The 13,262-nt window shown below is 72.2% G+C and carries 11 protein-coding genes; 5 read left to right on the top strand and 6 right to left on the bottom strand.

Annotation, left to right across the window (positions count from 1 at the left end; translation table 11 throughout):
- From ACZ6K0_RS42085 to mtrA, 6 genes are all read right to left on the bottom strand, one after another.
- Nucleotides 1–670, bottom strand: a 670-nt coding sequence (locus tag ACZ6K0_RS42085; RefSeq protein WP_469578734.1) for a response regulator transcription factor, incomplete at its 3' end; no start/stop codon positions are given.
- Between the two features lie 213 nt (nucleotides 671–883).
- The gene (gene hpf / locus ACZ6K0_RS42080; RefSeq protein WP_024758627.1) at nucleotides 884–1,564 is read right to left on the bottom strand and encodes a ribosome hibernation-promoting factor, HPF/YfiA family; all 681 of its coding nucleotides are present in this window, start codon (nucleotides 1,562–1,564) and stop codon (nucleotides 884–886) included.
- Nucleotides 1,565–1,858: 294 nt separating this feature from the next.
- Nucleotides 1,859–2,677 carry a ComF family protein gene (locus tag ACZ6K0_RS42075; protein WP_469236070.1) on the bottom strand — a complete coding sequence of 273 codons (819 nt, stop codon included), beginning with the start codon at nucleotides 2,675–2,677 and terminating at the stop codon, nucleotides 1,859–1,861.
- 148 nt (nucleotides 2,678–2,825) lie between these two features.
- Nucleotides 2,826–4,691 carry an LpqB family beta-propeller domain-containing protein gene (locus tag ACZ6K0_RS42070; protein WP_469236069.1) on the bottom strand — a complete coding sequence of 622 codons (1,866 nt, stop codon included), beginning with the start codon at nucleotides 4,689–4,691 and terminating at the stop codon, nucleotides 2,826–2,828.
- Nucleotides 4,681–6,696 (bottom strand): MtrAB system histidine kinase MtrB, encoded by a 2,016-nt coding sequence (gene mtrB, locus ACZ6K0_RS42065; protein ID WP_376405254.1) that lies wholly within the window; start codon nucleotides 6,694–6,696, stop codon nucleotides 4,681–4,683. The genes ACZ6K0_RS42070 and mtrB overlap by 11 nt, the downstream gene beginning before the upstream one ends.
- 1 nt (nucleotide 6,697) lies before the next feature.
- The gene (gene mtrA / locus ACZ6K0_RS42060; protein ID WP_024758631.1) at nucleotides 6,698–7,375 is read right to left on the bottom strand and encodes a two-component system response regulator MtrA; all 678 of its coding nucleotides are present in this window, start codon (nucleotides 7,373–7,375) and stop codon (nucleotides 6,698–6,700) included.
- Between the two features lie 330 nt (nucleotides 7,376–7,705).
- On the opposite strand from mtrA, the gene ACZ6K0_RS42055 reads away from it, so the two are divergent.
- The 5 genes from ACZ6K0_RS42055 to ACZ6K0_RS42035 are packed head-to-tail and all read left to right on the top strand — an operon-like array spanning nucleotide 7,706 to nucleotide 13,119.
- Nucleotides 7,706–8,920 carry a DUF7847 domain-containing protein gene (locus ACZ6K0_RS42055; RefSeq protein ID WP_469236068.1) on the top strand — a complete coding sequence of 405 codons (1,215 nt, stop codon included), beginning with the start codon at nucleotides 7,706–7,708 and terminating at the stop codon, nucleotides 8,918–8,920.
- Between the two features lie 4 nt (nucleotides 8,921–8,924).
- Nucleotides 8,925–9,617: a DUF4129 domain-containing protein gene (locus ACZ6K0_RS42050; RefSeq protein ID WP_469236067.1), complete on the top strand. Its 693-nt coding sequence runs from the start codon at nucleotides 8,925–8,927 to the stop codon at nucleotides 9,615–9,617.
- Nucleotides 9,614–10,816: a DUF4350 domain-containing protein gene (locus ACZ6K0_RS42045; RefSeq protein WP_469236066.1), complete on the top strand. Its 1,203-nt coding sequence runs from the start codon at nucleotides 9,614–9,616 to the stop codon at nucleotides 10,814–10,816. Before ACZ6K0_RS42050 ends, ACZ6K0_RS42045 begins: the two co-directional genes overlap by 4 nt.
- Nucleotides 10,813–11,796, top strand: coding sequence for an AAA family ATPase (locus ACZ6K0_RS42040; RefSeq protein WP_376405246.1), 984 nt, complete (start codon nucleotides 10,813–10,815; stop codon nucleotides 11,794–11,796). The genes ACZ6K0_RS42045 and ACZ6K0_RS42040 overlap by 4 nt, the downstream gene beginning before the upstream one ends.
- A 12-nt stretch (nucleotides 11,797–11,808) precedes the next feature.
- Nucleotides 11,809–13,119 carry a DUF58 domain-containing protein gene (locus tag ACZ6K0_RS42035; protein WP_469236065.1) on the top strand — a complete coding sequence of 437 codons (1,311 nt, stop codon included), beginning with the start codon at nucleotides 11,809–11,811 and terminating at the stop codon, nucleotides 13,117–13,119.
- Nucleotides 13,120–13,262: the final 143 nt, after the last annotated feature.

Below are 13,262 nucleotides of genomic sequence, written 5' to 3'. Positions count from 1 at the left end.
TCACCGTGTTCTCGGAAATGAAGAGCTCCTTGGCGATGTCCCGGTTGTTCATCCCGGTCGCGACGAGCTTGAGGACCTCCAGCTCACGGTCCGTCAGCCGGGGTGCGGGCACGAGCCTGCGCTCGTCGGTGCGCTGGATCATCGACTTGAACTCGGTGAGGAGTTTGGACGCCATCGACGGGCTGATCTGCGACTGCCCGTCGGCGACCGCGCGGATCGCCGTCGCGACCTCGTCGGTGGAGATCTCCTTGAGGAGGTAGCCGGTCGCCCCGGCCTTGATCGCCTCGTAGAGATCGGCCTCCTCGTCGCTGATCGTCAGCATGATGATCTTCGCGCTGGGGGCCACCTCCTTGATGGAGGTGCACGCCTCGATGCCACCGCGCCGGGGCATCCTCACGTCCATCAGGACGATGTCGGGCAGCAGATCGGCGGCCTTGTCGACCGCCTCGGCTCCGTCGCCGGCCTCGCCGACGACCTGAATGTCCTCCTCCTGCGCGAGGACGATCTCCAGACCGCGACGGAAGAGGGCGTGATCGTCCACCACGAGGACCCGAATCGGCTCCTTGCGGCAGTCACCGCTGTCCGAATCCGATCCTTCCGCACCGCACTCCGGAGTGACCGCGCCATAGGGCTCACGCCCCCTGAGCACCGGCCCGAAGCTGTCCGCCATCGTTCCTCCCCCTGAAGGCCGTGGCCTGAATTCGTTTCCGGTCCGCCAACCACTGCTCGACGAGCACCGGTTGGCGTGCACGACATGATTTCATGCCCCGGCGGCGCGCGGGGTTACCCATGGGCGCACGGGGGTGCCCCTGGGGGCGCGAACCGCGCTCCAGGGGCACCGTGAGGGACACCTGAGGTGTGTGGGTGGTGCGGTGGCGACCTGTCAGCCGCCGAGTGCACCGCCGGCGCCGCCACCCTCGGCGAGCGGGTCGCTCTCCAGGTGGATGACGCCGTAGTCGTACGCGTGTCGCCGGTAGACGACGCTCGGCTGCTTGTTGTCAGCGTCGACGAAGAGGTAGAAGTCGTGGCCGACCAGCTCCATCTCGTAGAGCGCCTGGTCGAGCGTCATGGGGGCGGCCCGGTGGGTCTTCTCGCGCACCACCAGCGGGCCTTCGCCCTGGACCTCGATCGAGCCCATCATCGTGGTGGGCACCTTGTCCGACTCGTCGGCGACCAGCTGGCCGTCTCCGTTGAGCTGGGCGGCGCCGGGCACCACGTCCCCGACCTCCGCTGCCGACAGCCTGCCGTTTCCACGGCGGGTGTAGCGCTTGTCGTGCTGCTTGCGCAGCCGGGCCTCCAGCTTGTCGCTGGCGAGGTCGAGGGCTGCGTAAGGGTCGCCTGCCGCCGCTTCGGCCCGGATGACCGGGCCTCGGGAGTGGAGGGTGATCTCCACGCGGTCCGACCGGTCGGCCTGCCGCGGGTTGTGCTCCTTGGACACCTCGACGTCGAGGCTGATCACCTTGCCGTCGAGCTTCTGGATCCTCTCCAGCTTCAGCTTCTCGGCCACGTGCTTGCGGAACCGCTCGGGCACCTCGGTCTTGCGGCCCTTGACGACGATGTCCACGCAGAACTCCGTTCCCGGATCGCCCTGATCGGCTCCTCGGCCGCCGGGCATCTCCCTTTGCACCAGACTCCGGTGGTTACCGGAGCTCGGACTTGGCGACTTTCACCTCCTCCTCCCCAGTCGACAAGATCCCCACCCCATCGACAAGAGGTTAATTCGCCCTGAACTCCTGTCCTGTAGGCGCAACCATGTATTCGGCGAGGCAGTGGCGTTCGCCATTCCTCACAACCGAACATAGCCCCTTCGGACGGGTGTCGGCACCCGCTACCGCGACATACCTCCGTTCGGGTGCCTTCACCTCTCACCACCTGCAACGATCCAAGTTCCTGACGAGTTCCGGTTTATTTCGAACGAAGCGGGAGAGGATGCGATCACAGCGGCCCTCCGCTGTTCGAATCCATGCTCCGGCGCGGACCGTTCCGGTGATCTCTCCGCCATTCCCCGCGGTAATCCGGGAATGAACGGAAGATGGACGCCACCGAGTGCGCGCGCCGCCTCCGCGAGCGAAGCGCCCGTCGTCATCAGGTCGTCCACGAGAACCACCCTTCCGGCCTCCAACAGGCGCGCGCCGCCCGGTACGACCTCCAGCGCACCCGAGAGGTTCGCCAGACGTCCGCGCGCTCCGAGACCCGACTGGTCCGCCACGAACCGCCGCTGCCGCAGTACGGACACGACCCGGGCGTCCCGTCCCCCGCGCCGCAGCCGGGCGGCGGCGGCCAACGCGATCCGTCGCGTCGGATCGTGGCCACGCGCCCGCACGGAGCGCCGCGAGGACGGCACCGGTACCAGCAGTAGGGGCGGGGAGTCGCGGCCCCTGGCGGGCCCTGCAGCGGCCTCCACGGCACCGGCGAGCGCGCCGCCCAGGGGCCCGGCGAGCGCCAGCGCCCCGCGCTCCTTGTGAGCGAGGAGGAGTTCCCGTACGGAATCGGCGTACGGCGCGACGGCATGGACCAGCGGCAGCCCCGCCGGCTCGGGCGCGGGCCGCACCCTGCGCGGTCCGGCCCCGGTCAGCGCGCCCGCGCACTCCGGGCACAGGACGGTGCGCGGCCTGCCGCAGCCTCCGCAGGCGACCGGCAGCACCAGCCCGGCGATCTCGCGCCACCACCCCCGCATGACTCCACTGTGCGCGCTCCCGCCGCAGCGGACCACCCCTGTGGAAAACCGGCGGGGTTCCCCGGAACCCCCAAGTCCCCAGGAACCCCGCCGGACCCCGGAAGTACGTCAGGTGCGCCCCGAGTCCGGCGTGCCGCGAGCGGTCCCGCTATCCGGGATAGACGGGCGAGGTGCCGGCCTTGACCACCGGCTGCCAGTTCGTGCCCGGCGCCAGCCGGACGATGCCGTCGTTCCCGGAGTTCGCCACCACCGGCGCCCCGTCGCCGTTCGGCGCGGTCACCGAGCTCACCCCGTTCAGGCCGGGGAGCACCGAGCTCGCGGAGGTCGAGCCGTCCGTCTGGAGGTAGCGGATCTGCTGGACACCGCCCGCCTCCTTGCCGACGACGACCAGCCGGCTCGGTCCGGCCCAGGAGACGGCCGTGACCGACTCCATCCGCGGCGCGGCGGGCTGCAGGCCTTCGACGGACACCTCGGTCTCCGCCCCCGTCTTCTGCCGCTCGACCCGGCCGATCTGCAACGTGGTGCGCTCGCCCTGCTTGACCAGCAGGGCGATCCGCACGCCGTCCGCCGAGACCCGCAGCGCCTCGACGCGCGTGCCCTCCGTCAGCCACGGCGTACGGACCTCGACGGGTTCGCCGGAGCCGCCCGGCACCATCCACAGGTGCGCCGCCGCGGGGTTGCGGTCGGCGACCCAGAGGTCGCCCCGGCCGTCCCAGCTCGGCGCGGAGAGCCGGTCCGCGGGACGGACCGCCTTGCTCGTCAGCACCGCCGGCAGCGGGTCCTGCTCCGTGCTGATCGAGGAGACGAACAGATCGCGTCCGCCCGACCCGACCCCGGCGGCCCGGGTCTCGCCGCGGTCGACGGCGACCGAGGTCAGCGGGGTCGTCCCGCTGCCGAACGGCCCCGGCACCACGGTCGGCTCGTCGGTCTCCTTGCCCTGGACCGCCAGCCTCATCAGCTTGCCGTGCTCGTCGAGGAAGTACGGGCTCTCCTCGGACGCGGTGCTGCGGACCGCCGCGAACTCGGCCGCCTGCCCCTTGCCCAGACGGCACAGCGAGTCCCCGTTCGACTTCTGGAGCTCCACCTGCTCGACGCGTACGGAGGTCAGGTCGCCCAGCGTGAAGAGCAGCTGCGCCGCCATCCGCCGGCACGCCTCGCCGCCCACCAGTTCGGCCTTGGCGTTGAGCGGCACCTTCAGCGTGGACTGGTCGTCGGTCGTCAGCGAGGTGACGCCCGCCTTCAGCTCCGTCCCGGAGGGGAACTGCGAGTCGACGGCCGACTTCAGCCAGTTCGTCGGCCCTTCGAGCAGCGCCCTGACCGTCTGCGTCACCGGGTCCATCTTGGTGACCGGGTCCTGCCGCTGGCGGATGTAGACCGGGTCGGCCACGACCCAGTCCTCCCCGGAGGCGAAGTAGTACTTGTTGACCGACCGGTAGTTGCGCAGGAAATCGGCCTCGCCCAGCACCAGGCCGGACGGCAGGCTGTCGATGCGCCATTCCTTGGTCTTGCCGTCCGCGGAGGGCTGCTGCACGACGTGGATCGACTGGACGTACTGGGTGGGGCTGTTCGGCTGGTACGCGTGGCGGGCGTCCACCCTCGCGATCTTGCGGCCGGAGAGCGGGTAGGCGCGGCCCTGGTTGTCCGGGTCGGCGTTGCGGTCGGCCTGTTCGCGGTCGGGCGCGGTGGTGAGCACGGTGATGCCCTGCTCCGGCTTCCAGCTCCGCGCAGCCTGCTTCGTGAGGTACTTGCGGGCCGTGGCGAAGCCGGGGTCGTCGCTGGTCATGGCCTCCAGGAAGCCGTCGACGATCTCGTCCGGGTCGGCGTTCTCCCGCGGTGCGACGGCGTAGACCCGCACCTGCGAGTCGCCGAGGTTCGCCCCCTTCACCACCTCCACTTCTCCGCTGTCGGGCATCGTCGCGCACCCGGTGACGACGAGCACGCCGCACGCGCTCAGCACGACCGCCCGTGTGCTCCGGCCCCGCCCCGCGTGCCCCTCTCGGGAGTCAGCGCCCACGTGTCCCGTCCTCCCGCTCCGCGTTCCCGGTTCCCCCGGCGGTCGCCGTGCTCGTCTGGCCGCCGTCGCTGTCCGTCGCCGCCCGCGGCACCACCCGGGCTCCGCTGCCGGGCAGCGCCGTCGGGTCGACGGTCGCCCGCGACGGCACGGGCAGCCTCGGCGGTACGGGGAGCGACGGCCGGTCCCCGACGGGCTGCGCCGGAACCGCCACGCGACGCGCGCTCTCCTGTGCGCGTCCGGCGGCGGCCTGCTCACGATTGCGCCGCGAGTCCTCGGGCTCCAGCGGGATCGGGGAGCCCCGCAGCGGCTCGTCCGCGGTCCTCGGCAGGGTCAGCCGGAACTGCGAACCACCGCCGGGCTCGCCCCAGGCCTGCAGCCAGCCGCCGTGCAGCCGGGCGTCCTCCACGGCGATCGACAGGCCGAGGCCCGTACCGCCGGTGGTGCGCGCGCGGGCGGGGTCGGCTCGCCAGAAGCGGTTGAACACGCGGGTCGCCTCGCCCGGCTTGAGTCCGACGCCGTAGTCGCGGACGGCGACGGCGACGGCCCCGCCGGCGGCGGCGAGCTTCACCACCACGTCCCGGCCCTCACCGTGCTCGACGGCGTTGACGACGAGGTTGCGCAGCACCCGCTCGACGCGGCGGGCGTCCGCCTCGACCACCACGGGCTGCTCGTCGCCGAGGACGACGATCCGGGTGCCCTTGCGCTCGGCGAGGGGTTCCGCGCCGCCGATGACCCGGCGCACGACCTGGCGCAGGTCTATCGGCTCGGCCTCCAGGGCCGCCGCTCCGGCGTCGAAGCGGCTGATCTCCAGGAGGTCGGAGAGGAGTGATTCGAAACGGTCGAGCTGGTCGCCGAGGAGCTCGGCGGCACGCCCGGTGACGGGGTCGAAGTCGACACGGGCCTCGTGGATCACGTCGGCGGCCATCCGGACCGTGGTGAGCGGGGTCCGCAGCTCGTGCGAGACGTCGGAGACGAACCGCCGCTGCATCCGCGACAGCTCCTCCAGCTGCTGGATCTTGAGCTGGAGGCTCTGGGCCATCTTGTTGAAGGCCTCGCCGAGCCGCGCGATGTCGTCCTCGCCGGTGACCTTCATCCGCTCCTGGAGACGGCCGGCCGAAAGCCGCTCGGCGATCCCGGCGGCCATCCGGACGGGTGTGACGACCTGGCGGACCATGAACCAGGCGATGGCGCCGAGCAGGACGACGACGAACAGCCCGGCGGTCGCCAGGGTGCCCTTGACGAGGGTGAGGGAGTCCTCCTCCTGCGTCAGCGGGAAGAGGTAGTACAGCTCGTACGGGGTGCCGTCGGCGTCATTCAGCCGCTTGCCGATCACCAGCCCGGCTTCGGACGCCTTGCCGCTGGTGTACTGGATCCGGGTCGACTTCTGAAACGTGTTCGCGCCCTGGGCGACGGAGAGCCGCAGGTCGGCGGGGATGCTCGTGGTGGGGTCGACCTCGCCCGAGGCCCGGGCCCCACGGCTCGCGGTGTCACCACTGTCGAGGGAGAGCGCGACCACGTTGAAGGCGCTCTGGCCGCCACTGGCGAGTTGCTCGACCAGCGTGGAGCGCCAGTTCACGGACGCGCCGGTCCGCCCGCCGTCCTGCTGGCCGGGTGCCGACGGTGTGGTCGCCGCCCGGTCCTGCGCGGCGGAGAACCCCCCGGCGGCCTGGCTCTGCGCGGCCCTCTCCTTGGCTTCGAGCAGCCCGTTGCGGACCTGCCCGATGACGACGAGGCCGAGCAGCAGCACGACACCGAGAGACATCAGCAGAGTGCCCGCGACGACCCTCAGCTGGATGTTCCGCCGCCACAGCCGCACAGCGGGCAGCAACGGTCGGCGGACCCAGCGAGCGAGGAGCCGGAACACCGGTCCACCCGGCGCCCCGTCGTTGAGGAGCCGTCCGCCCAGCAGACGGCCGAAACGCGGGCCCCCCCGCCCCGGTCCGGCAGTCCGCCCCTTACGGTCTCCCGGGTCCCCGGGCTTCGGAGCAGTACTGCCTGTAGTCATGTCAGCTCGGTCCCGCCTTGTAACCGACGCCACGGACGGTCACCACGATCTCCGGGCGCTCGGGGTCCTTCTCGACCTTCGAGCGCAGCCGCTGGACGTGCACGTTCACCAGCCGGGTGTCGGCCGCGTGCCGGTATCCCCAGACCTGCTCCAGCAGGACCTCACGGGTGAAGACCTGCCACGGCTTGCGCGCCAGCGCGACGAGCAGGTCGAACTCGAGCGGCGTCAGGGCGATGGACTGCCCCTCCCGCTTCACGGAGTGCCCGGCCACGTCGATGACCAGGTCACCGATGGTCAGCTGCTCCGGCGCCGGCTCCTCGGACCGCCGCAGCCGCGCCCGGATACGGGCGACGAGCTCCTTCGGCTTGAACGGCTTGACGATGTAGTCGTCGGCCCCGGACTCCAGGCCCACCACCACGTCGACGGTGTCGCTCTTCGCGGTCAGCATGACGATCGGCACACCCGACTCGGCCCTGATGAGCCGGCACACCTCGATGCCGTCCCTCCCGGGCAGCATCAGGTCCAGCAGCACCAGGTCAGGCTTGGCCTCCCTGAATGCGGCAAGCGCCTTGTCGCCGTCCGCGACGAACGACGGATCGAACCCTTCACCCCGCAGCACGATGCCGAGCATCTCGGCCAGTGCGGTGTCGTCGTCGACGACAAGAACGCGTCCCTTCATATCGACATCATCCCATTAGCCAATCGTTACCTGCCGTGACCTGTCCCACAGCGTCTCCCCCAGCCCGGGCCGCGACCTCGTGGATCGCGCTCCCCTCGGCCCGCCGTCGCACGGATCGCGCGTCCTGGTCGGGTATTCGCACAGTGTGCCGCCTACCGGCCGGACAATGAAGGTCCGGACAAAGGTACGAACGGCATGGCCGCTCCCGCCCACGGGTGGGCCCCGCGTGGCACGATGGCACCCGGCCCGCCGCCGCGAGAGGTGTCGGCCGCCGTGACCGAGCCGGTTCGCCGATCCGGCACCGCGACCATTTCCCCGAGGTGGACGACCGTGAACGACACTCCGGGCTGGACCTCGCCCGGATCCGCCCCCTCCGACGGCCAGGACGGCTCCGGGATCCCCCGGCCCACGCCCCCCGCCGACGCGAACGGTTCCGCCCCTCAGTGGTCCAAGGACCAGCCGCCCGCGGGCCAGTGGACCCCGCCCGCGGCCCGGACACCACCCCCGGCTCCCGGCCGGAACTGGGGAGCCCCGCCCCCCAACGCCCACTGGGGCAGGCCGCCCGCCGCGAAGCCTGGCGTGATCCCGCTGCGCCCGCTCGGCATGGGCGAGATCCTCGACGGCTCGGCGAAGACCCTGCGCACCTACTGGCGCACGGTGCTGTCGTTCTCGGTCCCGGTCGCGGTGATCTCCCAGATCGCCAACATCCTGGCGCAGCGGTACCTCGTCCCCGTGACCCCGGTACCGAGCCCCGACGCGACACCCGCCGAGCAGCTGGAGTACTCGGTCCAGTCGGCCCAGGACTCCCTGGTCGGGCTCGCCCCCGCCCTGCTCGTCACGCTGATGGCCTCCCTGATCAGCGCCGCACTGCTGACCGTCGTCATCAGCCGCGCCGTCGTCGGCCGCCCGGTCACGCTCGGCGACGCCTGGCGCGAGGCCCGCCCACGCCTGCTCCAGCTCATCGGACTGACCCTGCTCCTCACGGCGCTGACCGTGGGCATCGCATGCGTCGGCCTGCTGCCCGGATTCCTGGTCGGCGGCGCCCCTGGCGTGGCCCTGACCCTGCTCGGCGGGCTCGGTGCCGCGGTGGCAGCCGTCTGGCTGATCATCCGTTTCGGCCTCGCCTCCCCCGCCCTGATGCTGGAGCGCCAGGGCATCATGACGTCGCTGAGGCGCTCGGCCAAGCTGGTCCAGGGCTCGTGGTGGCGGATCTTCGGCATCACCGTGCTCACACAGCTGCTGATCTTCGTCTTCGCCATGATCGTCGCGATCCCGTTCCTCATCGTCGGCATCGCGGTCGACGGCGAGGGCTTCTCCGGCCTGCTCACCGGCTCCACCACCGCCTTCGGCTGGCCGTTCCTGATCGTCACGGGCATCGGCAGCGTGATCAGCAGCGCGGTCACCTACCCGATCTCGGCCGGTGTCACGGTCCTCCTCTACGTGGACCAGCGCATCCGCCGCGAAGCCCTGGACCTCGAACTGGCCCGGGCCGCCGGCCTCCCCGGCTACGGCCCCACTCCCGGCGACGAGACCATCAGGGGCTGATGCCGTGACGGTCACGGGGGGAAGGACCGCACCACTCACGCTCCTGCGCGCCGACGGCGACGTACCGGTGGACATCTCCCGCCTCCCCGCCCGCGAGGCGGCGGAGCGGGAGCTGTCCAAGCCGATGTACCACGAGAACGACCCGAACCTCCTCCAGCGCGGACTCGACCGCTTCTGGGAGTGGGTCGACGACCTCTTCGGCGCGGCCTCCACGGCCACCCCGGGCGGCGTCGTGGGCCTCGTCGCCGTCGTCCTGGTCGTCGTCGCGCTCGTCGCCGCCCTGTGGTGGCGACTCGGCACCCCCCGCCGGTCACCGGCCACGGCCGGCGACTCCCTCTTCGCCGACGGCCCCCGCACCGCCGACCAGCACCGCGCGGCCGCCACCCGCCACGCCACCGCCGGCCACTGGAACGAGGCCGTCCAGGAACGGATGCGGGCCATCGTCCGCTCCCTCGAAGAACGCGCCCTGCTCGACCCCCGCCCCGGCCGCACCGCCGACGAGGCCGCCGCCGAAGCCGGCCGCTCGCTCCCCTCCCACGCGGACGACCTGCGCCTCGCGGCCCGCGCCTTCGACGACGTGACATACGGCGGCCGCACCGCCGACGAGCCCGCGTACCGCCGCATCGAGGACCTGGACACCGCCCTGGAGCGGACCCGGCCCACCCTCGACACCGCTTCCCCGGGGGCGCCCTCATGAGCCGACCGGCCGTCGAGTCCACCTCGACCGACCTGTCCGCCCGTCAGATCTGGACCCGCGTCCGCGGCGCCGTCCTCGTCCTCGCCCTGCTCCTCATCGGCGGCCTCGCCCTCGCGACGGTCCGCTCCACCGAGTCCCACGGCGCCCTCGACCCCCGCTCCGCCGACCCCACCGGCAGCCGCGCCGTCGCCGAGCTCCTCAGGGGCCACGGCATCACGGTCACCACCGCCACCACACTCGACGAGGCCATCGCCGCCACGGACCCCCGAACCACCCTCCTGGTCACCACACCTGACCTGCTGACGGAGACTCAGCAAGCCACCCTGCGCTCGACGATGACGACATCGGCCGCCCGCACCGTCCTCCTCGGCGCCGGCCCCGCCTCCCTCGCCACCCTGGCCCCGGACGTCACCAGCGACGCCGACACCCCGGTGACGAACCGCACCCCCGCCTGCACCCTGCCCGCCGCCACCCGCGCCGGCAGCGTCGAGCTCGGCGGCGAGCGCTACGTCGTCACCCCCGGCACCGAGGCCGACGCCTGCTACCCCGCCGACGGCAGCCCGACCCTGGTCCGCCTCCCCGGCACCGGCGCCACCGACACCGTCCTCCTCGGCTCGCCCGACATCCTCTACAACAACCGTCTCGACCAGCAGGGCAACGCCTCGCTCGCCCTCCAACTCCTCGGCTCCCAGCCTCATCTCGTCTGGTACCTCCCCTCCCTCGCCGACACCTCGGCCACCGCCGACACCTCCACCGGCGACACCACGGACAACTTCCTCGCGCTCGTCCCCTCCGGCTGGCTGTGGGGCACGCTCCAACTCGCCGTCGCCGCCCTGCTCGCCGCCATCTGGCGCGCCCGCCGCCTCGGTCCTCTGGTGACCGAACGACTCCCCGTCGCCGTCCGCGCCTCCGAGACCACCGAGGGCCGCGCCCGCCTCTACCGCAAGGCGAACGCCCGCGACCGCGCCGCCACCGTCCTCCGCACGGCGACCCGCACCCGCATCGCCCCCCTCCTCGGCGTCCCCGTCCAGGACGCCCACTCCCCCGACCGCCTCCTCCCCGCGCTCAACGCCCGTCTCCCCGGGACCACCGCGGACCCCAGGACCCTCCTCTTCGGCCCGGCTCCCGCCGACGACGCCACCCTCATCCGCCTGGCGGACCAACTCGACGCCCTCGAAAGAGAGGTACGCACCTCATGAGCGCCCCGACCCCCGAGACCGCTACGGACTCGGACAGCGCCCGCGCCTCCCTGGAGGCCCTGCGCACCGAGATCGCGAAGGCCGTGGTCGGCCAGGACCCCGCCGTCACCGGTCTCGTCGTCGCCCTGCTCTGCCGGGGACACGTCCTCCTCGAAGGCGTCCCCGGAGTCGCGAAGACCCTGCTGGTCCGCTCGCTCGCGGCCGCACTCGAACTCGACACCAAGCGCGTCCAGTTCACCCCCGACCTGATGCCGAGCGACGTCACCGGCTCTCTCGTCTACGACAGCAGGAGCGCGGAGTTCTCCTTCCAGCCCGGCCCGGTCTTCACCAACCTGCTGCTCGCCGACGAGATCAACCGCACGCCCCCGAAGACCCAGTCCTCTCTCCTGGAGGCGATGGAGGAGCGACAGGTCACCGTCGACGGCACCCCGCGCGCCCTCCCCGAGCCGTTCCTGGTCGCCGCGACCCAGAACCCCGTCGAATACGAGGGCACCTATCCCCTCCCCGAGGCCCAACTAGACCGCTTCCTACTGAAGCTGACGGTCCCTCTGCCCTCACGAGCCGACGAGATCCAGGTCCTCACCCGTCACGCCGAGGGATTCGACCCCCGCGACCTGAAGGCCGCCGGCGTCCGCCCGGTCGCGGGTCCCGCCGAACTCGAAGCCGCCCGGGCCGCCGTGGCCAAGGTCGCGGTCTCCCCCGAGATCGCCGGCTATGTCGTCGATATCTGTCGTGCCACGCGAGAATCCCCCTCACTCACGCTCGGGGTCTCCCCCCGAGGCGCCACCGCCCTGCTCTCCACCGCCCGCGCCTGGGCCTGGCTCACCGGCCGGGACTACGTCACCCCGGACGATGTGAAGGCCCTCGCGCTCCCCACCCTGCGTCATCGCATCCACCTGCGGCCCGAGGCCGAGATGGAGGGAGTCACGGGGGACTCCGTCATCAACTCGATCCTCGCCCACGTCCCCGTCCCCCGCTGAGAACGGCGCCCCATGGCCCTCACCGGACGAACCGCCCTGCTCGCCGCCCTCGGATCGCTCCCCGTCGGCATCCTCGCCCCCAGCTGGGCGGGGATGCTCGCGGTGAACGCGCCCCTCTCCCTAGCAATTCTGTGCGACTACGCGATGGCCGCGCCAGTACGAAAGCTCCAGTTCACCCGAAGTGGTGACACATCCGTTCGACTCGGTGACGCGGCGGACGTCCAGCTCACGGTCACCAACCCGTCCGGCCGCCGCCTCCGCGCCCAGCTCCGCGACGCCTGGCCGCCCAGCAGCTGGCTTCCCGGCACCGAACAGGCCGCGTCCCGCCAGAAGCTCACCGTTCCCGCCGGCGAACGCCGCCGCCTCACCACGAGCCTGCGCCCCACCCGCCGCGGCGACCGCCACGCCGAGCGGATCACCGTCCGCTCGTACGGGCCCCTCGGCCTCGCCGCCCGCCAGGGCAACCACGAGGTCCCCTGGACGGTCCGCGTCCTGCCGCCCTTCACCAGCCGCAAGCACCTGCCGTCCCGCCTGGCCCGCCTCCGCGAGCTGGACGGCCGCACCAGCGTGCTGACCCGCGGCGAGGGCACCGAGTTCGACAGCCTCCGCGAGTACGTCCCGGGCGACGACACCCGCTCGATCGACTGGCGTGCCACTGCCCGCCAGACCACGGTCGCCGTCCGCACCTGGCGCCCGGAGCGCGACCGCCACATCCTCATCGTCCTCGACACCGGCCGCACCTCGGCCGGCCGCGTCGGCGACGTCCCCCGGCTGGACGCCGCGATGGACGCCGCCCTCCTCCTCACCGCGCTCGCCTCCCGAGCCGGCGACCGCGTGGATCTCGTGGCCTACGACCGCCGCCTCCGCGCCCAGGTCCAGGGCCGCACCGCACGCGATGTCCTGCCGGCTGTCGTGAACGCCCTCGCCCCGCTCGAACCGGAGCTCGTGGAGACGGACGCCCGCGGCCTCGCCGCCACGGCCCTGTCGCGCGCCCCGCGCCGCTCGCTCATCGTTCTCCTGACGGCCCTCGACGCGGCCCCGATCGAAGAGGGCCTCCTCCCGGTGCTGCCGCAGCTCGCGCAGCGCCACACGGTCCTGGTGGCCTCCGTCGCCGATCCTCGGATCGCCGCCATGGCAGGTACCCGCGGCACGATCGAAGGCGTCTACGAGGCCGCGGCGGCCACCCAGACCCAGTCCCAGCGGGCCCGTACCGCGGATCAGCTCCGCCGCCACGGCGTCACCGTCGTCGACGCCGCCCCCGACACCCTCGCCCCTGCCCTGGCCGACGCCTACCTCGCTCTGAAAGCAGCCGGCCGACTCTGACTCCCGCATCCCTCCGCCGGCCCACCACCGAAAAGGGAATCGCCCCCAGAACGCAGAAAAGCCCCGCACCATAAGGTGCGGGGCTTTCCCACAATGATTGTTCGGCGGCGTCCTACTCTCCCACAGGGTCCCCCCTGCAGTAC

Source organism: Streptomyces sp. NPDC042346 (genome assembly GCF_055581845.1).
Note: the sequence above shows the minus strand (reverse complement) of the source record. Positions and strands in the feature narration are given on the sequence as shown.